This window comes from Prosthecobacter debontii, assembly GCF_900167535.1.
Lineage (GTDB): Bacteria > Verrucomicrobiota > Verrucomicrobiia > Verrucomicrobiales > Verrucomicrobiaceae > Prosthecobacter > Prosthecobacter debontii.
In genome coordinates this window covers 204,395-228,739 of sequence record NZ_FUYE01000008.1, presented here as the reverse complement: position 1 = coordinate 228,739, position 24,345 = coordinate 204,395, and the positions used below count along the sequence as shown (strand labels likewise).

At 55.8% G+C, this 24,345-nt stretch carries 16 protein-coding genes; 8 read left to right on the top strand and 8 right to left on the bottom strand.

Annotated elements, in window-relative coordinates:
• Window positions 1-19: 19 nt before the first annotated feature.
• Window positions 20-577 carry a putative Fe-S cluster assembly protein SufT gene (gene sufT / locus B5D61_RS13770; protein ID WP_078813948.1) on the bottom strand — a complete coding sequence of 186 codons (558 nt, stop codon included), beginning with the start codon at window positions 575-577 and terminating at the stop codon, window positions 20-22.
• Window positions 578-967: 390 nt separating this feature from the next.
• Between sufT and B5D61_RS13765 the strand changes: the two genes are divergently transcribed.
• Window positions 968-1,279, top strand: coding sequence for a 4a-hydroxytetrahydrobiopterin dehydratase (locus tag B5D61_RS13765; RefSeq protein ID WP_078813947.1), 312 nt, complete (start codon window positions 968-970; stop codon window positions 1,277-1,279).
• Between the two features lie 12 nt (window positions 1,280-1,291).
• Here the strand turns inward: B5D61_RS13765 and B5D61_RS13760 are convergent, their stop codons facing one another.
• The 3 genes from B5D61_RS13760 to B5D61_RS13750 all read right to left on the bottom strand — a co-directional run bounded on the left by B5D61_RS13760 (window position 1,292) and on the right by B5D61_RS13750 (window position 6,470).
• The gene (locus B5D61_RS13760; RefSeq protein WP_078813946.1) at window positions 1,292-2,650 is read right to left on the bottom strand and encodes an AsmA family protein; all 1,359 of its coding nucleotides are present in this window, start codon (window positions 2,648-2,650) and stop codon (window positions 1,292-1,294) included.
• Between the two features lie 105 nt (window positions 2,651-2,755).
• Window positions 2,756-4,792, bottom strand: coding sequence for a DNA gyrase/topoisomerase IV subunit A (locus tag B5D61_RS13755; protein WP_245846541.1), 2,037 nt, complete (start codon window positions 4,790-4,792; stop codon window positions 2,756-2,758).
• Window positions 4,793-4,979: 187 nt separating this feature from the next.
• On the bottom strand, window positions 4,980-6,470 hold the full coding sequence (locus B5D61_RS13750) for an alpha/beta hydrolase-fold protein (protein WP_176159425.1): 1,491 nt from the start codon (window positions 6,468-6,470) through the stop codon (window positions 4,980-4,982).
• A 143-nt stretch (window positions 6,471-6,613) separates the two neighbouring features.
• Here B5D61_RS13750 and B5D61_RS13745 point away from each other — a divergent pair, with 143 nt between their 5' ends.
• The 4 genes from B5D61_RS13745 (at window position 6,614) to B5D61_RS13730 (ending at window position 10,591) form a co-directional block, all read left to right on the top strand.
• Entirely contained in the window at window positions 6,614-7,672 is a 1,059-nt protein-coding gene (locus tag B5D61_RS13745) for an ABC transporter substrate-binding protein (RefSeq protein ID WP_176159424.1), read from the top strand.
• A 30-nt stretch (window positions 7,673-7,702) separates the two neighbouring features.
• Window positions 7,703-8,470: an ABC transporter permease gene (locus B5D61_RS13740; RefSeq protein WP_078813943.1), complete on the top strand. Its 768-nt coding sequence runs from the start codon at window positions 7,703-7,705 to the stop codon at window positions 8,468-8,470.
• Window positions 8,457-9,242 carry an ABC transporter ATP-binding protein gene (locus B5D61_RS13735; protein WP_078813942.1) on the top strand — a complete coding sequence of 262 codons (786 nt, stop codon included), beginning with the start codon at window positions 8,457-8,459 and terminating at the stop codon, window positions 9,240-9,242. The genes B5D61_RS13740 and B5D61_RS13735 overlap by 14 nt, the downstream gene beginning before the upstream one ends.
• Window positions 9,243-9,334: 92 nt before the next feature.
• Window positions 9,335-10,591, top strand: a complete 1,257-nt coding sequence (locus B5D61_RS13730) for an NAD(P)/FAD-dependent oxidoreductase (protein ID WP_078813941.1) — start codon at window positions 9,335-9,337, stop codon at window positions 10,589-10,591.
• Between the two features lie 3 nt (window positions 10,592-10,594).
• On the opposite strand, the gene B5D61_RS13725 is transcribed toward B5D61_RS13730, so the two are convergent.
• Both B5D61_RS13725 and ald read right to left on the bottom strand, forming a co-directional pair.
• Entirely contained in the window at window positions 10,595-10,978 is a 384-nt protein-coding gene (locus tag B5D61_RS13725) for a hypothetical protein (protein ID WP_245846540.1), read from the bottom strand.
• 73 nt (window positions 10,979-11,051) lie between these two features.
• Complete coding sequence (gene ald / locus B5D61_RS13720) at window positions 11,052-12,158, bottom strand: alanine dehydrogenase (RefSeq protein WP_078813940.1); 1,107 nt, start codon at window positions 12,156-12,158, stop codon at window positions 11,052-11,054.
• A 787-nt stretch (window positions 12,159-12,945) separates the two neighbouring features.
• Here ald and B5D61_RS26325 point away from each other — a divergent pair.
• Entirely contained in the window at window positions 12,946-13,104 is a 159-nt protein-coding gene (locus tag B5D61_RS26325; protein WP_176159423.1) for a hypothetical protein, read from the top strand.
• Window positions 13,105-13,319: 215 nt separating this feature from the next.
• Here the strand turns inward: B5D61_RS26325 and B5D61_RS13710 are convergent, their stop codons facing one another.
• The gene (locus tag B5D61_RS13710; RefSeq protein WP_078813938.1) at window positions 13,320-14,333 is read right to left on the bottom strand and encodes an NAD(P)H-dependent glycerol-3-phosphate dehydrogenase; all 1,014 of its coding nucleotides are present in this window, start codon (window positions 14,331-14,333) and stop codon (window positions 13,320-13,322) included.
• 157 nt (window positions 14,334-14,490) lie between these two features.
• Here B5D61_RS13710 and B5D61_RS13705 point away from each other — a divergent pair, with 157 nt between their 5' ends.
• Complete coding sequence (locus B5D61_RS13705) at window positions 14,491-15,702, top strand: AGE family epimerase/isomerase (protein WP_078813937.1); 1,212 nt, start codon at window positions 14,491-14,493, stop codon at window positions 15,700-15,702.
• A 695-nt stretch (window positions 15,703-16,397) separates the two neighbouring features.
• On the opposite strand, the gene B5D61_RS13700 is transcribed toward B5D61_RS13705, so the two are convergent.
• On the bottom strand, window positions 16,398-19,499 hold the full coding sequence (locus B5D61_RS13700; protein WP_078813936.1) for a PSD1 and planctomycete cytochrome C domain-containing protein: 3,102 nt from the start codon (window positions 19,497-19,499) through the stop codon (window positions 16,398-16,400).
• An 876-nt stretch (window positions 19,500-20,375) separates the two neighbouring features.
• Here B5D61_RS13700 and B5D61_RS13695 point away from each other — a divergent pair.
• Window positions 20,376-24,215, top strand: coding sequence for a hypothetical protein (locus B5D61_RS13695; RefSeq protein WP_078813935.1), 3,840 nt, complete (start codon window positions 20,376-20,378; stop codon window positions 24,213-24,215).
• Window positions 24,216-24,345: the final 130 nt, after the last annotated feature.

The window sequence follows — 24,345 nt, the reverse complement described above, 5'->3', positions numbered from 1 at the left end:
AATGACTGGAAGCGATCCGTTAGATCATGCCGAGCTTCATCTTGCCCTCGATGGAGATCATACCTTGATTCCAGGCAGGCTCCCAGACGAGTTCGACGGCTGCGTCGTCCATGTCTTCGATGGTCATAATGCGGCTCTGGGCATCGGCGGCGATGGTGGGGCCCATGCCGCAGCCCGGGGCGGTGAGGGTCATCTTGACCACAGCGCGGTTTTTGCCCTCATCGGTCTGCTCGACATGGCAGTCATAGACAAGGCCGAGGTCGACGATGTTGACGGGGATTTCGGGGTCATAGACGTTCTTGAGCTGGTTCCAGACCTGAGCTTCGAGGTCGCTGGCATTCTCGGGAATGTTGGAGGAGGTGCTCTCAGATTCTTTTTTCGAGGCCTCGGGGTCAATGCCGAGGGCGTCCACATCCTTGGCGCTGATACGGGCGAGGCCGAAGTCAGTCGCCACGGTATAGGTGCCACCGAGGGATTGGGTGATGATCACCTTCATGCCGAGGGGCAGTTTGATGGAGTCACCACTGGGGATCTGGATGGCGTCCACTTCACGTTTCAGTTCGAGGGAGGAGTGCATGGAAAAAAGATAAAGATTGTCTGAGGATGGAGGTGGCAAGGCCAGTGTCAACCAAGAGAGCTAGGGATACGCTTATGAGGAAGAGATGAGTGAAGGCTTGTTTGTCCAAGTTTGCCAAGGCGAGAGGCTTCTCAAAAAAGAGACGAGAGGTTTTGGCAATGGAGACCTGAACGAACACTTGAGAATCAATTCTGAATCGCCTTTTGAGGGGGAAGTGAGGGGAATTTGGAAGGGGAGGCTCTGGTTTCTCTAGCTGGAGCAGAAAAAGTAATCATAAGCTGGAAAATCGAACTCATTTCTGACAAAATTTTCATAAATTATGAAAATTATCGTATCGGCCTTGTGATTTCTCGATATTAGACCATTGAATTCCGATTCCCCCCCCGACAAATGCGGCTTCTTCTCACACTCGACGATATTGAAAAATCCCTACATTCGCTTCCTGGTTGGAAGCGAGAAGGGGCGGAGTTGGTGAAAACCTATCGTTTCGCCTCCTACCTAACGGGTATCGAGTTTGTTCGGTTGCTCGGCACGGCGGCAGAAGCGGCGAATCATCATCCAGATCTCGCTGTCGGTTGGAGAAAGGTCACCGTTAAGCTTACTACACACAGCGAGGGCGGCATCACCTCTCTGGATGTAGAAATGGCCCAGAATGCCGAACGTCTGAGCAAAGCAGCGGAAGAAACAGCATCGCCTAAATGAGTGAGGTCAGGGCTAGAGTTTCTTGAGCAGCCCTTGGAGGAGATCACCGAGGCCATCACCCTGGAGGAGGTTCTTGAGAACACGGTCCACCTTGGGTTTCACTTTGGGACTGGAGAGAGAGCCTTCGGACTCGATGTCGAAAGTCATGCGGCCTTGCTCGTCTGAGAGAGCTTTAGTGACAGCCCGGGCCAGGGAATCCCCGAGCTTAGCATTGGCAATGCCCGTGGTCAGGCGACTCTGAAGGGCTGGTCCGCAGGACAGCCGAAGTTCGATCTCATGCTTGTCCTGAGCGGCATTCACCCAAGATTTGGGTTCGATGGCCACCTCGTATTCGGGAAAGACGAAACGGGTGAGGGAACGAGTCTGGAAGCGGTCATTGGCAAAGGTCCCTGTGACCACGGCATCCGCCTGCAGCGGCCCTCCGATCACCACGGGAGCGAGGTCCACCCCGTATTCCTGAAGTTTGCGCAGGTCTTTGCCCGCAGCATCGCCGATGGTCATGTGGCCAGCCAAGACGGAGCTTTTAGCTAGGGTGAGCGTAAGATTCGAAACGGGGTGCCACTCTTTCGTGGCTGGGCTGAGAGGGGCGATGTCTCCCTGACCACTCAAAATGAGGTGAGCCAGCTCAGCGGGGCGCTTGGCCCCCTGAATGCGGGCCATGCCGGAGACATTCACCACAGCGCTGAGTGCCGCTTTCATTTGGTTGTGATTGACCAAGTCATTGGTGTTCACATCGATATCGGTGAGCGCGAAGTCTAGATCTTGAATGACGACCTTCGTGGTGCCATTGGCAATATCCAGGTTACCTTTCTCAATCCGGGCCGATTTGACGGCGTAAGCGAAGGCTGGGGCGGGGCTGCTCTCTGAGGCGGCTTTGGTTTCGACCTGGGCGGGGGGCGGAGAGGTCTCGGGGGTGGCGGCGACAGCTTCGGCGCTGCCGGGTTTTTTAAAGAGAGCCTCCAGGGAGCTTTTGCCTTTGGCGTCCTGAGTCTCCCGCACGCTGGGGCGGATAATGCTAAGCTGCTCGACAAAGAGGCGGCGATTGAGGAGGTCATCCAACTTCACTTCGAGAGTGATCTCCGGGATCTCCACGAGCGCGCTGACGGCGGGCAAGGGGGCGCGTTCCGCATAAGGCTTGGCGACTTCGAGATCACGAGGAGCCAGCCGCACTCCGGTGAATTTCAGGGTGGCCGGGCGAGTGAAGAGGCTGAGGTGAGCGTCATCGATCTGAGCTCGGCAATTCCAGTTTTTTTCTGCCAGTTCCACCCAGGTTTCTGGCCCCATTTTCTGCATGACCCACCAGGAAACGGCGCCTAGGGCCGTGGCGGTGAGCAGGCCGAGGGCAACCAGGATGTAGAGCAGCTTTTTCATGCTCTCAGGCTAGTCCTGATACCGCAGCATTCAAGAGAAGAAGGTAGCGACTCCGAAGGGCGGCTCGATCTTCATCTCTTCGTTGAAATGTCCTTAGGCGTCAGTTTAGGCTCCAGAGGCATCTGAGGCGGCAGCACTTTTCCGTTCGTTCACGATGCGGTCCACGGCGTGCTTGGTCACGATATTGCCCTGAGAGTCGCGACCTTTGATCGCGAGGGCAGCCACGGGGAACTTCAGGGAAAGGGTGCGCAGATACAGGGCCGGTTTGAGATGAACCAGCAGGTTCTGGGCATCGCTGTCCGCTTCGTTTTCGTGGCGGGCAAAGAAGAGCACCATGGTGCCGGGTTTGCCCTTGGCGAGGTTATACACCTTATCCCGTGTGATACCGCCAATGCGGAAGCGTTTAGCTAAAACGGGACCGTTTTTGCCATCGCGGTAGATGAGGGTGTAAACGGCCTCTTCGTCTTTCTTGAAGAGATTGATGTAGATGGGGTTTTTCCCCACGTGGATCTTCGGCGCGACTTTGGAGACGGTCATCGTGCCTTCCTTGCTGAAGTAGATGATGTCATCCAGAGGCGAGCATTTGCAGATGGCTTCGCCCTCTTTCTTCAATCCGGTTCCAGCGAAACCTTCCTTGGCATCCAAGTAGAGGGTTTCGTTGGCAATGATCACCTGGGCGGCGGCCACGCGGTCAAAGCTGCTGACGTCGGTGCGGCGCTCTTTGCCGGGGCCATAGGTTTTTTTCAAACGCTCAAAGTGAGCAATGGCAAAGCGGGTGAGCTGCTTCAGGTTTTTTTGCACCTGATCGATGTCCTTCTCCAAGCTGCGGATATGTTCGTCGGCTTCGAAGCTGTTGAACTTGGAGATGCGCTTGATTTTGATCTCCGTCAGACGAGCGACATCCTCATCAGTCACGGCTCGCTTTAAGACGCCGAGATGAGGTTTGAGACCCTTCCAGATGGCGGCCATGACGGCATCCCAGGTCTCGGCTTCTTCAATCTTCCGGTAGATGCGGTTCTCGATGAAAATCTTTTCCAAGGAGCTGAAGTGCCATTTCTCTTCCAGTTCGTTGAGTTGGATTTCCAACTCCTCACCGAGAAGCTTTTTGGTGTGCTCGGCGCTCTCCTTGAGGAGATCGTTGACGTTGACGAAACGTGGCTTGTCATTCTGGATGACCACCGTGTTGGGGGCGAGGGATACCTCACAATCCGTGAAGGCATAAAGGGCCTGGATGGTGGTCTCCACATCCGTGCCGGGAGGCAGTTGCACGACGATCTCGACAAACTCTGCCGTGTTGTCATCCACACGGGCGATCTTAATTTTGCCCTTCTCATTGGCTGCCACGATGCTGTCCATGACGCCGCCCGTGGTGGTGCCATAGGGGATCTCGTAGATGCGCAGGGTGTTCTTCTTGGAGCCCTCTTCGATCTTGGCTCGGACACGGACACGACCACCGCGCAGACCGCCATTGTAATCCGTGGCATCCATGATGCCGCCCTGAGGGAAATCGGGCACCAGGCTCACTTCCTCTCCCCGGAGCGCCGCGATGCTGGCTTCGCAAAGTTCGATGAAGTTATGCGGCAGAATACGGCAGCTCAGACCGACGGCGATGCCTTCTACTCCTTGAACAAGAAGCAGGGGAAACTTCACCGGCAGGGTCACAGGCTCCTTGTTACGACCATCGTAGCTGGCCGACCAATCGGTGACCTTGGGGCTGAACACGACGTCCAGCGCAAATTTGGACAGCCGCGCCTCGATGTATCGTGGTGCAGCGGCGTTGTCACCGGTGAGGATGTTGCCCCAGTTTCCCTGGGTATCGATGAGCAGGTCCTTCTGCCCGATCTGCACGATGGCATCACCGATGCTGGCATCCCCGTGCGGGTGGTATTTCATCGTGTTCCCCACGACGTTGGCCACCTTGTTGTAACGACCATCTTCCAGCTCATCCAGGCTGTGCATGATGCGCCGCTGCACGGGTTTGAAGCCGTCATTGATGTGCGGCACCGCACGTTCCAGGATCACATAGCTGGCATAGTCCAGAAACCAATCCCCATAGAGATCATCCACCGGTTTGATCTCGATGGGGGCGCTGTCTGCCAGGATGGGGGAAGTGTCTTCGGTCTTGGAGGATTTTTTAGCCACGATGAAAGGGGAGGGGTGGTTTTGAACGACCAGTTAGCCCCCGTCGAGGCTTAGCTGGGAATTAAAACGGCCCGCGAGAATAGACAGACTAGCCGGGCTGGCAAGCCTGGGTTGCCAGATCAGGTGTTCAGAGGCGCAGTTGAGGAGGCGGGCCGTCCGAACGAGCCCACCAATTTCGCCCCAGGGATTACAGCTTTGGGGCTTTCGGTTTGATCGGGGCCTGCTGTCCGCTGACCACACCGTGAACCTTCGTTGGGCGCTTGTAGAGGGTATCCCTGCAGGCGATGACGAGTTCGCTGAGATCCTTGCCACCAAAGCAGACATCGGTGGCTTCCGTGGGGGTGGGAATGATGAAGTTGACACGTCCGGCTTGATCACAGACCTGGATGCCGAGGGAGGTGGCGACGTAGAGACGACCTTCGGTATCGACGCAGAGACCACCGGAGTGAGTGTCGCCGGCTTGAAGGGCATCGAGCTGGTAGAACTTTTGCCCCTGACTCAGCAGGCCACCCACTGGGAAACTATAAACGTATTCGGAGTCGGGTTTTTTGGCGTAGAGGAGGGTTTGATCGGGCGAGAGGGTGGTGCTGCTGGAGGCCCAATCATCCGTGAGGGCAGGTTGAGGTAGCGAGGTCTGCCCTTGAAGCCGCGTGCGGGCGTTGGCGGTTGCGGTGAGGCTGATCTCTCCGGTGACGGAACTCTGAAGAACGTGGCCCTGGGCACCTTTGGGGGAGGCGAGGGGCTGCCATGCCCCCATGTCCACCACCTCATATCCCTTCCACTTGGATTCGCCTTTGACGTTAGCTTTTACCTCGAGGTTGGTTTGCCAATCCTTCCAGAGCCAGCGGAGGGCATCGGGGAAGACTTGGCTGGCATGCTTTTGGTTATGTCCGCCTTCGCCCCAGGCGTGGTTGACCTCGTAGCCTGCCCAGGTGAGGCTGCGTTCCATCATTTGATTGGCCATCCACCAGTCGCCGCAATAGAGGTTGTTGTCGTTGGTGCCGCTTTGCAGGAAAACACGCAGGGGCTTCGGCTCGATCTTACGGACGAGCACCGGGAGTTGATCGGCTCCATGGATGCCGACATAGGTGCCGACTCCCGTGAAGACACGATGAAAGCGGTCGGGACGATGCCAGGCCACCATGTAGGCGCAGATGCCCCCGCTGCTGTTTCCGGCGATGGCGGCTTGATCGGGATTCGTACTCAGAGAGAGACGATGTTTTTGCTCGATGGCGGGCAGAAATTCATCGAGGAGGAAGCGCGAGTATTCGGCCGTGACGCTGTCATACTCATAGCTGCGATTGAAGCGAGGCAGGGCGTTGTCATTTGCCGCAGGAACCACCCCAGGTCGGATGAAGATGCCAATGAGCGGTGGGATGTCTTTTTTGGCAATCAGATTGTCAAAGACGACAGGAGCCTGATAGAGGACGCCATCCTGAAAGACCATGAAGGCGGCGGACTTGTCGCGATCCAGTCCGGCGGGGATGTAGATCTGATAGTCGCGCTGGGTGCCGGGGAAGACGCTGGCCTGTCGCGCGGTGTAGGTGTCCTTAATCAAGCTGCCCTGAGGCACCCCCGGCTGGGATTTTGAATCCGCCGTCAGGGGAAATTCGGGCTCGGCGGCAGATAGAGATACGGTGAGGCTGAGGAGTCCGAGCAAGGGAGACAAATATTTCATGGTGGGACAGGGGATTGCGGGATGGGTGACAACGATATTAGGGACGGGATTCTGCCAGATGATTGGGATTGATAACGTTTCGGCATCATAGCGATGCTGGATGGGGATTTTATTTGTAGCGGAGATGGCGGATGTCATGCGCCATGAAACTCCTTGGCACCACCGTGATCTTTTCCGTGCTGTGGCTGGTGCTGATCACCGGTTTGCACGGGAAGCTGAATTTGAACTGGTTTGTCCCTAAAGCTGAAGGGTCAGCGAAGGGTGAGAAGTATAAGATCGGTTTCTTGCCCGTGACCTGCCATCTCACCTGCCCGGTGACGGATTTCATCAATAAGGAGACGACGGGGGATGGGATCTTTGAGCCGGTGCGCTTCAGCGGCTGGCCGGAATTGAAGGAGGCGTATCTATCCGGTTATACGCCAGCGACTTTCATTCTTGCGCCGATGGCGATTGCGCTTCGTGAGCAGGGTGTGCCGATCAAAATCGTCTATCTCGGCCATCGGGATGGTAGCGCGGTGATGGTCCACAAGGACTCGAAGATTTATCGGATGGAAGATCTACGTGGGAAGAAAGTGGCAGTGCCGAATCGTTACTCGAACCAGAGGCTATTGATCTTCCGCGCATTGAAACAGGCTGGCATGACGGTGAATGATATCCAACTGGTTGAGATGCCGCCTCCAGATATGCCTGCGGCACTGTATTCCAAGGCGGTCGATGCCATCTCCAGCGGTGAGCCTTTCATGGCGCAGACGGAGTTGGATGGTTATGGTCGTGTGCTTTGGCTGACCAAGGATGTGTGGCCGAATTTCATCTCCTGCGTGCTGGCTGTGCATGAGGATATGATCAAAAACGATCGTCCGGCGGTGCAGAAACTGGTCGATGGTATTGCCAGTAGCGGCAAGTGGCTGGATGAGACGATGGAGCATCGGATGGACGCGGCACAGTTTGTGGCAAAGAATTACTACAACCAGCATCCCCGCCTGCTGACCTTCGTGCTAAGCAAGCCACCGGATCGGGTGAAATACACGAATCTGGCGCTGAGGAAGAAGGACTTTGAGGAGATCGAGGAGTTGGGAAAAGACGCTGGCATTGTGAATGGCAGTGCACGCTTTGAAGACTACACCGATACCTCTTTTGTCCCGGATGAGTCTCTGGTGAAACCTTATGTGTTTGAAGGCACTGGTAAGACGGAAGCGAAGTGAAGGGCTCTAGGAAACGATTGATTCGATGACATGAAAAACTCTTCTCTACGAGGCATTCTGTTACCCCTCCTGACGGCCGCGTTCTTTCTCGTGATCTGGCACGTCTTGGTGCGTCTTTCGGGTAGCGATCTTTTCCCCACGCCCGTGGATGTCGTGAAAGGTATCCGCGAGCTTTTTGATAAAGGCCTTTTAGCTAAATACATCGTGGCTTCTCTCTTCCGCGTGAGCTGGGGTTTTTCTCTGGCTGTGATCGTTGGAGTGCCGCTGGGGTTGGCTTTGGGATGGTTTAAGATGGCCTATGAGGCCCTGAATCCGATGATTCAGATCCTGCGGCCCATTTCACCCATCGCTTGGATCCCGGTAGCGATTTTGTGGTTTGGCATTGATGACACCGCTCCGGTGTTTTTGATTTTCCTGGCCAGTGTCTTCCCCATCACGGTATCGGCCATGGCGGCAGTGCAGAATATGCAGTTGGTCTATCTACGTGCCGCACGGAACTTTGGCGTGCAGGGCACACAGCTCTTTCGTCGGGTGATTCTTCCGGCCGCGCTGCCCCAGATCATCACAGGGATTCGGATCGCATTGGGCATCGCTTGGCTAGTCGTGGTGGCAGCTGAGATGATCGCGGTGAATAGCGGCCTGGGGTATTTGATCATCGATGCTCGCAATGCGGGCAAACGTTACGACTTGGTGGTGGCAGGCATGGTGATGATTGGCCTGATCGGTCTGGTTCTGGATCTACTCGTGCGCCAACTCGAAAAATTTGATGAAGTTCGCTGGGGCTATGGACAACGCTGATCTCAAACCTCTCATTCAAGTCCGGGATTGCTGGAAGTCATTCCCAGGCAAAGCCAGTGAAACCATTCATGTGCTGGAGCATGTGAATTTGGATATCCATGAAGGCGAATTCGTCTGCATTGTGGGCCCATCGGGCTGTGGGAAATCCACGCTGCTGAACATCATCGGGGGATTCATCAAAGAAAGCCGGGGACAGGTGCGTGTGGACGGTTCCCCCGTGAATGGCCCTAGCCCCAAACGCATTTTCGTTTTCCAGGAAAACGGTGTTTTCCCATGGCTGACGGTGGAGGAAAATGTGGGGTTTGGTTTGATGTCACGTCCACAGAAGGAACGTGAGGAACGCGTGTCGCACTACATCGAAATGGTGGGCTTGAAGGGGTTTGAAAAATCTTATCCGCGCGAGCTTTCCGGCGGGATGCGTCAGCGGGTGGAGATTGCCCGCGCCTTAGCCGCAGATGCGGACGTTCTTTACATGGATGAGCCGTTTGGCGCTCTGGATTTCCTCACACGTCTAAAGATGCGTGCGGATCTGATCCGCATCTGGCAGGCGGAGAAGAAGACGATCCTTTTTGTCACGCATGATATCGAGGAGGCGGTACAGTTGGCGGATCGAGTCGTGGTCATGAGCCGCAGACCGGCGACTGTGGCTGAGACGGTGACCGTGGAGTTGGCTCGGCCTCGGGATTTGGACGCTCCAGGTTACCTTTCCACGCGTGACCGAATCTTTGACATCATGGGAATGGATGTACACGGCGGGGGCTTATCGCAATAGGGCATCACTCTCATGCGTGAATTCGATCATGGAAGCGTTATTGCAAAACGTAAATGATTCCGAGAGCTTCTCTCGTTACGAATTTCCAAGACATGAACAGTCCTTATGACGTCCTCATCATCGGTGGTGGTCCTGCCGGTGCCAGCACTGCCACCATTTTGGCCGAGCATGGCCATCGGGTCCTGGTGATTGAGCGCGAGAAGTTTCCTCGTTACCATGTGGGCGAGTCGCTGATCCCTTTCACCTTCGGTCCGTTGGAGCGGCTGGGCATGATCCCGAAGATGAAGAAGAGCCACTTCATGAAGAAGTATAGCGTCAGCTTTGTGCAGCCGGACGGACGGCGCTCCCAGCCCTTTTATTTCTACACGCGTTACGATAAGGAGACGGTAGCTCAGACCTGGCAGGTGCTGCGCTCGGAGTTTGATGAAATGCTCCTGAACAATGCCCGCGAGCGTGGGGCCGAAGTGCGTGAAGAGACCACCGTGACTCGGTTGCTCAAAAACGACAGCGGTCATGTCATCGGTGTCGAGGTGAAGAATAAGGACGGCAGTCTGGAGTCCCTGTATAGCAGCATGGTCATTGATGCCTCGGGTAAAGAAGCCTTTGCCTCGAATCGAGAAGGATGGCGTGTGGGAGATCCCTACCTCAACAAGATCGCGGTCTGGACCTACTACAAAGGGTCCAAGCGCGCCAAGGATCTGGATGAAGGGGCGACGACAATTGCGTTCATTCCTGAGCGGGGCTGGTTCTGGCACATTCCCCAACACAACGACATGGTGAGCGTGGGCGTGGTGGCCGAGGGCAAATACCTGACTCGTGATGGCGTGCGTGACCCGAAAGCCATGTTCGAGCGTGAGATCTCCGAGAACAAGTGGATCGCTGAACACCTCTCGGCAGGCGAGTGCACCGGAGAGTATTGGCTGACGAGTGAGTATTCTCGTCACTCCCGCTACTGCGCTTCACCCGGGCTCTTGTTGGTAGGCGATGCTTTTGCCTTCCTCGACCCCGTTTTCAGTAGCGGTGTGATGTTGGCTTTGAAAAGCGGTGTGCTTGCGGCTGATGCCGTGCATGAGGCTCTGAAGGCCAATGACTTGTCTCCCGAGCGATTTTCGGGATACAGTGATCAGATCCGTGAAGGCGTGGAAAACATGCGCAAGCTGGTGTATGCGTTTTACGATCCCAACTTCTCCTTCAAGGATGTGGTGATGAAGTATCCTGAGGCCGGGGCTGAGATCACGGATTGTCTTTCGGGGGATCTGAACAAGGACTACACCACCCTGTGGAATCGCATCCGTGAATTTGCCGATTTGCCGGATGAACTGCCTTATGGGGTGCCCTTGGCGGCGTGACCGTTAGCCGCTTCGTTTGACCAAACCCACGACTGCCAGAAAGACGGCGATCACCGTGAAGCCGATGGTGTTTTCCTGCCATGTGGGTGGGAAGATCAGGAGGTAGTTCTTGTCTTTGACCAAGGCGGCAAAGCTGCTCACGCAGAAAGGCATTAAGAAGAGTCGAAACATTACCCACGGGTCCATCGGCGGTCGGGGGCCGTGGCTGGGGCGTGTGCTGATGATCAGTGCCAGACCGATGATGCCGCTGAGCCCCAGCGAGGTTAACCAAATGCGTGGACGAGGATCGAAATGGTGGATCACATTGACCCCATACCAGATGGCATAACACCAAAGAATGATGCGACCGGCGGAAAGATTTTGGAGGTAACGGATCAGCCAAAGCATGCGAGCGAACGTGCCAGAATTCAGGACACTCAGGTTGAGTGAGGAGCAAGTCCCAACCCATGCCCAACGAGAATTACAATTCGTCCGTCAGCGGAACAAAGTTCATTTGATGCGCCTTGGCCACAGCTTCGTTATGAAGCTGACCATTCATCACATTGATGCCACCGATCAAGGCCCGTTGTTTTTGACAGGCTTCTTGCAGCCCATGATCAGCGAGCAATTCGATGTAGCGATGCGTGACATTGATGAGCGCCTGAGTCGCCGTGCGGGCATAGGCCCCGGGCATATTCGCCACACAGTAATGCGTCACCCCTTCCTCAATATACACCGGATCATGATGCGTGGTCGGGCGTGTCGTTTCCGCACAGCCACCCTGATCCACGGCAATGTCCACCAGCATACTGCCAGGGCGCATGCGACGCAGCATCTCACGGCTAATGAGTTTCGGCGCACGTGCCCCTGGCACCAGCACTGCACCGATCAGCAGATCCACGTTCGGTAGCAACTCCATGAGGTGGCTTTCATTCGAGTAGAGCGTGTGCGCGGTATGAATGGTGATGTCGAGGAAGCGCATGCGTTCCACATCCACCTCAAGGATAGTCACATCTGCGCCCAGTCCTGTGGCCATGCGCGCCGCATTGATGCCCGCCACTCCACCGCCCAGCACCACGACGCGCCCCGGCAAGACCCCCGGCACACCGCCCAAGAGCGTGCCACTCCCACCCGCATGTTTGGCCAGAAAATACCCTCCCACCAGCACCGACATGCGCCCCGCGATCTCGCTCATCGGCTCCAGCAGGGGCAGACGGTGATTCACCTCGATCGTTTCATAAGCCAGCGCCGTCACGCCCGAGTCGAGCAAGGCCTCCGTCAGCGTGCGATTGGCCGCAAGGTGCAAGTAGGTGAAGAGAAGCTGTCCCCGCCTCAGCAGAGAGTATTCAGTCGGCAGAGGTTCCTTCACCTTCACAATCATCCCCGCCTGCTCAAAGACCGCTGCATGATCATGGATCAGTGTGGCTCCCACCGCCTCGTAATCCGCATCTGGAAACCCTGATCCCGCGCCTGCCTGTGTCTCCACCAGGACCTCATGCCCACGCTTGATGAGCTGATAAGCGGCCGAAGGGGTGACCGAGACTCGGTTTTCCTGTTCCTTGATTTCCTTGGGGACGCCGATCTTCATGGGAGGTCAGATGTGTGAGGATTCGATGGCCTTGCTAAAGCATCATCTCTATTTCGTCCAGCAACGGCCCGTGGACGCTAGCAACCCCGGTTCAGAGCCACGGCTTATTCACGTGATGCCGCTACGAGGCAGGGAATCGGCGGGACCAGCAGACGGGTTTCCAAACATAGGTTGTCTGAAACTCTCAGGTTTCTGACTTCTCCGACTCCATGCGGCGATGAGTCCGCCCGCAAGCATGAGCCATGCAGGAATCAGAACAACCCTGTGTCGGTCCTTGAGCGCGAGACTCAACTCGCGCATTGCGCCCGAAGCCTGATTCCGGGTAAGCGTGTCGCCGGGAGGCAGGTGTTGTGACTGCCAAACCCACGTCAAATAGGAGTCCATGACAAAGCCACTCGCAACATCCCACGCGATCCAAAGAAACCCGACGATTAACAATACGATTCCGAGAAGTCTCATGGCGCTTGTCTCTTCACACCTTCCGGGGTGTAACGCAACCAGCGTCGATCCAATGCCAACACCGCCTGGGCAAGGACCGTGACGACACCGCCGCACTCTGGGTGCTCTCGCAGGGTCCACTTATCGTTACCGCTTCGGGTCTCTGACTGCACAAGTTGCACAATATAGGTCGAACCGCACTCAAGGCAACGTGGGCCTGACAAACGGGTGCGACGCCATGCCATCCGCGACTCCAGGTCTTGGATTCGACGGGTGAGCAACTCCTCAGGCGTGATGGTGGACTAACAAGGTGTGTGGCCAAGAGTTCTCCGGCTCTCGATCCATTCCCATGGCTCGCGAAGTCGCCCGACCGGAGCGCGTGTATGCTGAGCGAAGCGAAGGCTACTCGCCATTTGTCCTGCCTGCGATGCCGCACGGCCAAGGCCCATGCGATAGCCAAGACCAGCTCAGCTTTCTCGGTCTTCCCTATCCTGGGAAAGTGAGGTGAGTAGGCTCCGCCATACTCGCGCTCCGGTCGCTCGGCCTGCGCTGTCTCTCGATAGGGGGAGATCATGGTGTGAGGCCATCCTGGCCTCATTGACGGCAGGATGCTCTGGGGAACGTAGGCTGGGTTTGTCCGGCTGGGGACTCCCTTTCGCTCAGCGACTTCGTTGCCGAATAACCCGGCTCTTAGTGCGTTGGCTGCTTTTCAAAAAAACACGCCTACTCCGTCTCCGCCCGGGGATCGCGGGAGAGTAGGGTGCGCATGGCTTCACGGGCGGGTTTGGCTTCGTAGAGCATGGCGTAGATTTCATCCAGCAGGGGGGTGCGGACGCCTTTAGCGCGGGCGGCTTGGTGGAGGCTGGCGGTGTTGGGCACGCCTTCGGCCACCATGCGCGTGCTGGACATGATTTCCTGGAGCGGCATGCCTTCGCCGAGGAGTCGCCCCACGCGATGGTTGCGGCTATGCTGGGAGTAGCAGGTGGCCATGAGATCGCCGACACCGCCGAGGCCCATGAAGGACTCGGGGCGGCCCCCCATCGCGCTGCCCATGCGCACCATCTCGGCTAGGGCACGGGTGACGAGGGCGGCGATGGCGTTGTCCCCCAGCTTCAGCCCCAGGGCGATGCCTGCGGCGATGGCGTAGGGGTTCTTCATGGCTCCGGCCCATTCCACTCCTGTGACGTCGTCGCTGGTGTAACTGCGGAACCAGGGCAGGGTGAAGCAGGTCTGCACATCGCGGGCGATGTTTTCCTGGTCACAGGCCACAACGGCGGCGGTGGCCATGCGTTGGGAAACCTCTTCGGCATGATTTGGACCCGTGAGCACGGCCAGAGGTGTGTGGGTAAAGGACTCGGCGAGGATCTGCGTGAGACGTTTGCCGGTTTCCAGTTCCACGCCTTTGGCACAGGAAATGACCACCTGAGTCTGCTGGAGCGCGGGATGCGCGACCATGATCGCTGCGGTTTCACGAACGGCCTTGGAAGGCACCACAAACATCACCAGATCGGCAGGACGCAGAGCCTCCAGATCCGAGATCGCCTGGATGGAATCGGCCAGCACGAGGCCGGGCAGATAGCGCGTGTTTCGGCGGGTGGTCTGGATCTCCTCCATCAGCACCGGATCGCGACCCCAGAATTGAACCTGCAGGCCGCGCTCGGCCAGCACTGCGGCCAGGGCAGTGCCCCAGCTACCGGCTCCGATGACAAGGGCGTTGGAATAGGGAAGGGTGGGCATGAAAAGGGAGAGGGTTTATCAAAGAGCAGTCCAGCCCACCTTGCCAGTGCGTTCTGTGGAAGATGTTCTCTCTTCAAACAGGTGGATGCCGGTGGCTCTGGAAAGGTGTTTCCATTAACGTCACTCGGCATTCCTTGGCCACCCCGACTTTTTCATCATGAATCCTCTGACCCATGCGGAAGGTCGCCGTCAACTGGCGGCCTTTTATCGAGATACACTGCTCCATGATGTGATGCCGTTTTGGCTGAAGCACGGCATGGATGCAGAGCATGATGGCATCATGACGGCGCTGGATCGGGATGGCAGCCTTTTGGATACGGACAAGAGCATTTGGTTCCAGGGACGTGCGGGCTGGATGTTTGCCACCCTGTTTAACACGCTGGCTCCGGATCGGGCCTTCTTTGATGCCGCAGGATCGTGTCTCGCCTTTCTGGAGAAGCATGGCTATGCCACGGATGGTAAGCTCTTCTTCACGGTGACACGTGAGGGCAAGCCCCTGCGCATGCGCCGCTATGTGTATAGCGAGGCCTTCTCCGCCATTGCCAATGCCTCCTATGCCAAGGCCTCGGGGGATGAGCGCTATGCGGATGCCGCCCGGCGCGACTTTGCCTTTTATCTGAGGCATTCGTTTGAGCCAGGATTCATGACGCCCAAGGTGGACTCCACCACTCGGCCCATGGTGGGGATCGGAGCCTTGATGATCGGCATCGTGACGGCTCAGGAACTGCGTGCCAATCTGGATCACTTCGAGGTGGGGGGACGCACGGCCACGGAGTGGATCGATCTCTTCATCCTGGATATCCAGCGCTTGTTCTTTAAACCCGACCTGGAGGTGGTGATGGAAACCGTCGCGCCGGATGGACGCTTGCTGGATCATCTGGAAGGGCGGTTGCTCAATCCCGGGCATGCCATCGAGTGCGCCTGGTTCATTCTCCATGAAGGTCGGCTTCGAGGGGAGAAGGGCTACATTCAGCTCGGGTTACGCATGCTGGATTGCATGTGGAAACGTGGCTGGGATCAGGAGATGGGCGGCCTGTTTTACTATCGTGATGTGGATGACAAACCGGTGCAGGAATATTGGCATGACATGAAATTCTGGTGGAATCACAACGAAACCATCATCGCCACGCTGCTGGCCCATGAGGTGACTGGCGACGCCAAATATGCGGAGATGCATCGTCAGGTGCATGACTGGAGTTTCAAACACTTCCCCGATCCCGAATACGGCGAGTGGTATGGCTATCTGCACCGCGACGGTCGTGTCTCCCAGCAAGCGAAGGGCAACATGTTCAAAGGCCCGTTTCACCTGCCGCGCATGCTGTGGTATTGCACGCAGTTGTTGGAGGAGCAAGACGAGAAGAGGGGATGATGGATTGTTGGTTAGGGGCAGTGGCGTTCAAGCCCAACGGGCTTGTGTCTTTCAGCCCGGGGTTGTTCAAACCCTGGGTGTGTTGGCGCACTGCATCAAATTCAAGGGGGAAGCCTGTAGGGCTTTTGTCCATGGGGGCAACTGATCGGATCATGTGACTAACACCCCAATGGACGGAACCCCGGATGGGGTTCGACGGTGGGCGGAATGTCTCGTGGATCTCATTCCCCAGGGTTAGGGCAACCCTGGGCTCAATGACGCAAACCCTTTGGGTTTGATTCACCCAGAGGCGGCTTATTCGGCAATGGTCTGTCAGGGCGTGGGTGAATCCCTAGCCGAACAAAGCCGCCCTACGGTTTGGCTGCTTCACTTGGTGCGTTTTCCGGGTAGGGCACGTTGTCCTCAACGTGCCGTGTGGGGCCGAGTGACCTCGTCGGCCTGACCCAGTAAATCGACACCCTTAATCGGCATGCGGTGGATGCCGCATTTTCGTCTCACCCGATGGCGCATGGAGGGCAAACACCCTACCATCGATGGCTCTCACTTCGTCACTATCACCTCCACTCTCACACCGCTCCCGCGACCCTTCAGGCCGCGACAGGGCTAATGCATGTCATTCGCCGAATCCCAGGCCTTGCGGCCTGGGCCGCATCCGAGCGACCTTTCAGGCCGCATCCGGATCTCTGTAGTGGAGCCTACTTCGTCACCATCTCATCCAGATTCAGCAGGAGATTCGTTACCAGAGTCCAGGCGGCGAGTTGATCGGCAGGCAGGGAGGTATCGGCTTTGGATTCACCGTAGGCGATGACCTGCTTCGCCTCTTCGGGGCGCGACTGATAGGCTGCGAGGTGTTGATCCAGGGTCTCGCCAATGATCTGGGCTTCCTGAGCCGTGGGGTATCGGCTGGTGACCTTGCGGAAGGCCAGGCTGATGCGGCTATCTCGCGTGAGGTTCGGTGTTTTTAAAAGCTCCTCGGCAAAATGACGCGCGGCCTCGAAATACTGCACATCGTTCATCAGGTTCAGCGCCTGGAGCGGGGTGTTGCTGCGTTCTCGACGCAGGCAGTAAGACTCGCGGTTAGGCGCGTCGAAGGTGGTCATGGAGGGCGGGGGAGCGGTGCGCTTCCAGAAGGTGTAGAGACTGCGTCGGTAGAGAGATTCGCCGGTGTCCTGCACATAATTGCGGGTGTTGCTGCCGCCGAAACCGACCGGCTCCCAGATGTTCTCCGGCTGATACGGGCGCACCCCTTTGCCGCCGATCTTCGGGCTCAGCAGACCACTGACGAAGAGGGCGCTATCTCGCACCACCTCGGCATCGGCACGGAATCGCGGGCCACGGGCCAGCAGCCGGTTTTCAGGATCTTTTTGCAGCACCTCGGGCTGGACTTCCGCACTCTGCCTGTAGGCATGGGAGGTCACCAGCAGCTTCACAAAGGCCTTCATGTCCCAGCCGCTTTCCCGGAAAGTGACCGCCAGCCAATCCAGCAACTCGGGATGACTTGGAGGTTCACCTTGAGAGCCAAAGTCGTTGCTGGTTTTCACCAAACCGGTGCCGAAGAACTGCTGCCAGAGACGATTGACCTCGACTCGGGCCGTCAGCGGATGCTCAGGGGAAAGCAGCCAGTTGGCCAGATCCAGGCGGGTGGGTTCAGCGCCCGCTTTCGTGGTCAGCGGCGGGAAGATGGCGGGTGTGCCGCGGCGGACTTTTTCCCCCGGCTTGTCATACTGCCCGCGCTCCATCACGAAGCTTTCACGAGGCTCGGGTAGATCCGCCATGATGAAGGTGGCCGGGATGACGTCTTCTAAAGCCTTGCGTTTCGATTCGAGCGCCAGCTTCTGCCCGCGCACGCCCTGCACGATCTCACGCGCGCCTTGATACTCGTTTTCAAACCACCAGTGCTGGAGACGCTTCGTCTCTTCCGGTGTCCATTCGGTGGCCTTTTTGCCTCGGACCAGCATTTGCAGATCCTGCGGCAGCTCCGCCACACGGCGACCCTGATTCTTTGCGATCCACTGACTCCACGACCACTGCGGATCTTTGGCGGGATCAACCCGCGAACTCATCGTCATGCGGTCCCAGGTGACCGTGCCGCCGAATTGGGTGAAGGCATAGCCGGTGACCTTCATGCCGGGTTTCAGCCCCACTTTATCAATCGGGATGTCCAGCTTCACCCACTCCCCGGCTTTCGGCATCGCGCCCATCTTCACGCGCTCCGGCGTGCGCACTTTGCCAAAGGGAATGGCACCTTCTTCACCCCAGTAGGCACGATGATTCCACCCGCCCACATGAAACTGAATCATGATGGAGGACGGCGGATTCTTTTCATCGATGAAGCACTGGGCGGTGATGCGGCCATTGGCCGGCACGTCATAGGTGATGCCACCGCTGAAGTAATCCTGAGCCACGGCGGTGGCCGTGCGTTGCAGAGCGCGGTCACCACTGGCCACGGGGCCGTCTTTCTTGCTGATGAAGCGTGTGGGTTCACCCGCACTCTGCACCTTCACGCCGGTGGGAAACTCATCTTCAAACCACACCGCCTCACTGGTCTGCACCGGCGGTGGTGGCTGCTGCGTGGCGGGGTCGGTGTAGGTGAGTTTGGCAATGGACTCCTGAATCTCCGTCTGTTTCGCGGCGATCTGCTGATCCAGCTCCACCAGTTGCTTTGCCTGTTCCGTGCTTGAGAGGCGCAGGATGGGCGGAGTCAGCAGGATGTTGCCATCCATGGCGGGATCGGCAGCGCTATTGAAGAAGGCGTAGAGAGAGTAAAATTCCTTCTGGCTCAGCGGATCATACTTGTGATCATGACACACCGCGCAGCCTGCGGTGAGGCCCATCCACACCGCTACCGTGGTGTCCGTGCGATCCACGGCATAACGAAATGTAAATTCTTCCGGAATGGACCCGCCTTCACTGGTGGTGACATTGCAGCGATTGAACCCTGAAGCGATCTGCTGCTCCATGGTCGGGTTGGGTAAAAGATCCCCGGCCAGCTGCCAGCGCGTGAAGTCGTCAAAGGGCAGATCCGCATTGAACGCCCGCACCACCCAGTCACGATACGGCCACATGCTGCGTTCATTGTCCAGATGCAGACCGTGCGTATCGGCATAACGGGCCGCGTCTAACCAATAACGCGCCATGTGCTCGCCATAGCGTTCCGACTTCAGCAGGCGGCTCACCACTTTTTCATAAGCCTCCGGGCTGTTATCGGCCAAATAGGCATCCACCTCCGCGGGCGTGGGCGGCAGGCCTGTCAGGTCCAGCGTCACTCGTCGGATCAGGATTTCCTTGGAGGCTTCAGGACTGGCGGTGAGCCCCTCATGCGCCAGCCGATCTTGGAGAAAGGCGTCGATTGGGTTGCGGATCGCCCCGCCTGGAATGGCAGGCACCGCAGGCTTCACTGGTTTTTCAAAGGCCCAGTGCTTCTGATACTCCGCCCCTTCACGAATCCAGCGTTGCAGGATCTCCACCTGCTGCGCGGTCACTTTCTTGTGCGACTCCGGCGGTGGCATCACCTCATCCTCATCCGTGCTCAGGATGCGCTGGATGATCGTGCTCAGCTTGGGGTCGCCGGGTTTGATCGCTTGTTCCCCATCCTTCGCTTCATACGCCCCTTCTGCCGTATCCAGTCGCAGACCTGCTTTCCGCTTCTTGGCATCGAACCCATGGCAGGCAAAGCAGTTGTCACTGAGGATGGGGCGGATGTCTCGATTGAAATCGAGCTTCGTGGCCGCCTCAGCAGGCAGCACCACGGCGAAGGCGAAAGTGAAAGCGGAAAGGGTGACAGGAAAGAAACGCATTCCCCACCCCTTACGAAGACGAACCACCTCCCTTATCAAAACCCCCGCCGATAGGCAGAGATCTGCCTGGGCCGTAGCGCGATTGACCAAAGCCTCGTGGTGGGGCTTTGCGGGTTGTCATTGGTAGGTCCGCCGCTGCGACCGCGTTCCCGGGGAGCGCACCCGTCCCGCGTGCAGATCGAGGCGTCCCGCCGCGATCCGTTCTGATGTGTCGAATGCAAGCCTTCCCCGGTGCTGAAAGGGTCCCGCAGTCGTCTCCGAGAACAGTGCCCCGCGAGGACGCAGGCCCCAGCAGGCGAGACGCCCTCGCTCCATGTGTGCCGCTCAGGCCGGTCCCAGAATGGATGCATTGCGGCCTCGGGTTGGGCCTGAACGCAGAAAGCCATGGCTCCAAGTGAAATCGTTGATCATCAATGTTTTGTCCGAAAGGGCTTGTTGAGAAGCCATGGAGGTTTTGGGACGATCCTATAAGTTTTCGCCAGATCCTCTAGGTTTGTGTGAACTCCTTCGAGTTTTCTGAAAAACCATCATGCTTTTTCAAAATTCCTTTAGGTTTTCTGCAAAACCTGAAGGTTTCCGCCAGATCCTTTCGCTTTTCCCAGAGACCGCCTAGTTTTTTCCAAAGGTCTTCAGGTTCTCAGAAAAACCTTCGAGGTGCTGGAAGGTTTCTTCAAGGATTCGCCCGAACGCATAGGACCTGGAGAATCTTTGGCGGCGTGGTGTTACCTATAAAACTCTCAGAACGCCAGCTCATGCATTTCGCTTGCTTGTTGCCTCTAGACAGCTTGGATAAGTAAAAGATGCCAAGTATGCTTTTTGACTGACACTCTGAGGTGATCGGGATCAGTTTATTCAAAATACTCATGCTCAAATCCTATGGCGATATCGCAAATAGTGAATGAAAATCAATTGGATCATTGGGTGCGCGCTAATTCAAGAATTGCGCAAGGCTTAATAGTGGAGCTGGTCTGGCGTTTGGTTTGCGCATCGTGTCCTAGGCCTACTCACCGCAGATTTCCACTTGGAGATAGTATCGGTCAACATGGGGCTGACGGGGAACTGGAAACCGCGCTTGGCCATGATCCATTTGTTCCAGAGGGTAAGAGTCACTGGGAAATTGGGACCAATAACAATGCGCGACAGAAGGCTAATGATGACTACGGCGACTCAACATTGGCAGTGCCACCAGAGGTAAGGAAGGAGGCAACCTTTGTGTTTGTCACCCCCTTATCAGGTCTGCGGGACTGGAAAGACACATGGAAGCAAGACGGGATCGAGACATGGATCAATGAAAAAAAATCGCGCAACGAATGGATGGATATTCGTGTTATTGATGGTGCACAGTTGATTGATTGGGTGTTCCAATTTCCTGCTATTGGACATTGGCTGGGAACTTCGATAGGCCTTTATCTATCTGATTTTGATACAGCAGAGTCTCATTGGAAACTTCTGCGAGGGTTTGGAACTCCACCTGATTTGTGTACCGAACTCTTCACTGTAGGCCGAGCTAATGCTGAAGCAAAGCTCAGACGCTTGATTCTCGATCGAAATGATACGGAACTCCGCTTCGACACCCGTTTTCCGCGCCACCCTAAAGACTACATCAGCGCGTTTGTCGCAGCATTACCCGATGATGAGCGGTTAGAAGTTCAGAACCGTGTGCTTATCTTTGAGTCTGAGCAAGCATTCAAACATGCATGCTCACTGAGCGAGAGGCATGTCTTAGTTGCGGACTTTGATCTCAGTAGCGAGATTGGCGCACAACTCATCCAAAGGGCCAAGCAGCGTCATGCCGTCATTTACTCTTCGCTCCCCGGTGGTCTTCCGCACGGCAATGCTTGTGAGCTTATTCAACCTAGAGTTCATGAAATGAAGGAGGCTTTAGTCAAAGCCGGATATCAAGATGAAAGGGCTCGTATGCTCACCAATAGAGCGGGACGAGATCTTAATATTTTGTTACGACTGGTTCAAGGTTTGTCTGTTCATCCTGATTGGGCAACTCAGTCAGAGGCGGCTGATCTCGCCATTGCTCAGTTGATAGGCGAATGGGAGGATGAAAACAAAGGGGACAGGGAAGCGATTGAGGAACTTTCGGGAAACGGTTATGGGGAGTGGATCGATCAGATTCGCCAAGCCGCCAGCGCCAAGGCCGCTCCCCTTGAGTTTGCGATTGGGCGCTGGAAGTTTACCTCCCGTTATGAGCCATGGATCTATCTCGGAAATCTAATCGGTCCCGACATACTTGAGCGTTTTAAGGTGGTCGCCATCAAAGTGCTTTCGGAGCTTGACCCACGGTTGGGGCTCCCCAAAGAAGAGCGCTTCGCAGCAAGCTTTTACGGACGTAGCCGCATCTATTCGCATCGGGTGAGAGAAGGTATTGCGGAAACCTTAGCTCTCCTTGGTTCCCATGGTGAATCGTTGACGTCATGTCGAGGCAGACTTCCTCAAAATGTGGCAACACAGGTTGTTCGCGAATTACTTGCCGATGCCGATTCGCATCGATGGGCGAGTTTGAATGATGTGCTTCCATTGCTCGCGGAAGCATCGCCAGACGAATTTCTCCGAGCCGTTGGTGGCGCAAGCGAGAAGCCTGATGAACCTTTTTCAGGTGTCTTTTCTGAGGAAGGGGATTGGTTTAGTGGTGGCACTTTTATCACGGGCCTTTTGTGGGCACTCGAGTCACTAGCTTGGAGTGAAAGCTATCTTATCCGCGTATGTGGGATTCTTTCCAATCTCGCCTCTGTCGATCCAGGTGGGAACTGGTCGAATCGGCCTTCAAATTCATTGAGAGGCATTCTTCTCCCGTGGTTTCCTCAAACAGCTGCTAATCCTGATCGCCGTCATGCTGCAGTAAGGTCTATTATCCGTGATCATTCCGATGTGGGGTGGAGGCTATTGTTACAGCTTCTTCCTGAGAATCATTCAACTGGTCATCCTACTCATCGCCCAAAATGGCAGAACTTCGTCCCAGAAAATTGGGAAGATGGAGTAACCAATGGTCAACGATTGGCGGATGAGGGTTTCTATGCGGATCTAGCCTTGGAAATTGCGGGTAACGATCCCGTAAAGCTGACGGAACTTTTGGAGTTCTTTTTTTACATCCATCCGCGGTTTAGTAATTTCGCGGAGAATTATCGAAAACGGCTTCTTTCTGAGGGAGTTTTAAGCTTGCCGGAAGAGCAAAGGTTGTCTTTGTGGATCGAGATTGCGAGTAAAATCTCAAACCATCGTAAATATGCGGACAGCGATGCATGGATGGTGCCAGAAGATCTGCTGCTTCAGCTTGAGGCGGTAGCTGAAAAGTTAAAACCTCAGCAGCTTGAAGTCAGGCACCGTCGATTGTTTTCGGGCCGTGATTCTGAACTCTACGAAGAAAAAGGAAACTGGCAGGAACAGCGTCAACTTCTACTGACCAAGCGGATTGATGCTCTGAAGGAGATTCAGAAGAAAGGTGGCATCCATGCATTGCAAAGCTTCTGGCGTTCTGTGGAGTCGCCTCATGAAGTAGGCAATGCTTGTGGTGCTGATGAGGAGTTGGCTCATGACGCCGCTTTTCTACCCACCTTGCTAGAGTCGGAAACGGACACTGATGTTCGTTTTGCAGTTTCCTATACCTGGCGACGATTCCAAACCAAATCATGGGATTGGATTGACAGTATGGATCGTTCTGGCTGGACTGTCAGAGCGAAGGTTGAGTTTTTTGTGGTTCTTCCGGCGATTAAAAAAGTGTGGCAGCAAGCCGAATTAGAGTTGGGGTATAATCAAGCAGAGTATTGGAAGCGCGTGCGTATCCAGCCCAGTAAAGATGAACACGAAGGTCTTGATTATGCGATTGAACAACTGCTTGCAAATGGGCGTGCGGATGCTGCGATTCAATGCTTGTGGCTCGAAGAAATGTGGGTAGGGCCGTATCCAGAACTGGCTTTAAAGTCACTTGAGACCTTTGACCCTTCTATTAACCACATTGATGTTCACGAAATTTGCGAGGTGTTCCACCACTTGCAGAAGATCAACGAGATCGATGAGGCGCGTCTCGCCTATATGGAGGTGAAGTTCCTTGCTCTATTGGATCGCTTCAATGGGGCACGCCCCCGGACACTGTATCGCCAATTGTCAGAGCGCCCAGAGTTCTTTTGTGAAGTCATTCGAATGATTTATCGCTCGCGACACAAGGTTATAGACTCTGATTCAGATCAGGAGAAACAGGATGAGAATTTGTCAGAAGCTAATGAAACTAAAGGTTCCATGGTGCGGAATGCATACCGATTGTTAAATGACTGGAATCATCCACCTGGCTTGTGCCTGGACGGTGATTTTGACGATGCAAAACTCAGATCCTGGATAGCATCGGTGAAAGAGATTTGCACTGCTTCTGGACATTGGGAAGTGGCCTCTCATCAAATCGGGGAAGTCATATACTATACACCCAAAGATGAAAATGGACTTTGGAGGGAAGCTGTTTGTGAGTTGCTCGATTCTAAAGACGATCCTGAGTTTCGCATGGGTTTGAGAATTCGTATCTTCAATTCACGGGGTGTTCATGGCTTTAGTGGAGGCAAAGAGGAGGTCGAACTTGCTGAGAAATGGGAGAGAATTGCTTCTCAAGCGGAGGACAGAGGATTCTGTAGGCTTGGAGCTACTCTCCGATCTCTCGCTCAAAACTACCGAGAAGATGCCGAACAATCTGTTATCCGACATCGATACGAATTTGATTAGTTAAACTATGCTGTCCCAAATAATCTGTCTGGAAGCGACCGTGTTTCACCGACGACTTTGCAGCTTTCAGTCGCTAGCAATCGGCATGACTTTGTGATCTGATCACCGAATACCGATCTCCGCCCACCCC

Bases quoted from the DNA above. Each gene is read 5' to 3' on its own strand.
- sufT (WP_078813948.1), bottom strand. From the start codon at position 577: ATGCACTCCTCCCTCGAACTGAAACGTGAAGTGGACGCCATCCAGATC.
- B5D61_RS13765 (WP_078813947.1), top strand. From the start codon at position 968: ATGCGGCTTCTTCTCACACTCGACGATATTGAAAAATCCCTACATTCG.
- B5D61_RS13760 (WP_078813946.1), bottom strand. From the start codon at position 2,650: ATGAAAAAGCTGCTCTACATCCTGGTTGCCCTCGGCCTGCTCACCGCC.
- B5D61_RS13750 (WP_176159425.1), bottom strand. From the start codon at position 6,470: ATGAAATATTTGTCTCCCTTGCTCGGACTCCTCAGCCTCACCGTATCT.
- B5D61_RS13745 (WP_176159424.1), top strand. From the start codon at position 6,614: ATGAAACTCCTTGGCACCACCGTGATCTTTTCCGTGCTGTGGCTGGTG.
- B5D61_RS13740 (WP_078813943.1), top strand. From the start codon at position 7,703: ATGAAAAACTCTTCTCTACGAGGCATTCTGTTACCCCTCCTGACGGCC.
- B5D61_RS13735 (WP_078813942.1), top strand. From the start codon at position 8,457: ATGGACAACGCTGATCTCAAACCTCTCATTCAAGTCCGGGATTGCTGG.
- B5D61_RS13730 (WP_078813941.1), top strand. From the start codon at position 9,335: ATGAACAGTCCTTATGACGTCCTCATCATCGGTGGTGGTCCTGCCGGT.
- B5D61_RS13725 (WP_245846540.1), bottom strand. From the start codon at position 10,978: ATGCTTTGGCTGATCCGTTACCTCCAAAATCTTTCCGCCGGTCGCATC.
- ald (WP_078813940.1), bottom strand. From the start codon at position 12,158: ATGAAGATCGGCGTCCCCAAGGAAATCAAGGAACAGGAAAACCGAGTC.
- B5D61_RS26325 (WP_176159423.1), top strand. From the start codon at position 12,946: ATGGCTCGCGAAGTCGCCCGACCGGAGCGCGTGTATGCTGAGCGAAGC.
- B5D61_RS13710 (WP_078813938.1), bottom strand. From the start codon at position 14,333: ATGCCCACCCTTCCCTATTCCAACGCCCTTGTCATCGGAGCCGGTAGC.
- B5D61_RS13705 (WP_078813937.1), top strand. From the start codon at position 14,491: ATGAATCCTCTGACCCATGCGGAAGGTCGCCGTCAACTGGCGGCCTTT.
- B5D61_RS13700 (WP_078813936.1), bottom strand. From the start codon at position 19,499: ATGCGTTTCTTTCCTGTCACCCTTTCCGCTTTCACTTTCGCCTTCGCC.
- B5D61_RS13695 (WP_078813935.1), top strand. From the start codon at position 20,376: ATGGCGATATCGCAAATAGTGAATGAAAATCAATTGGATCATTGGGTG.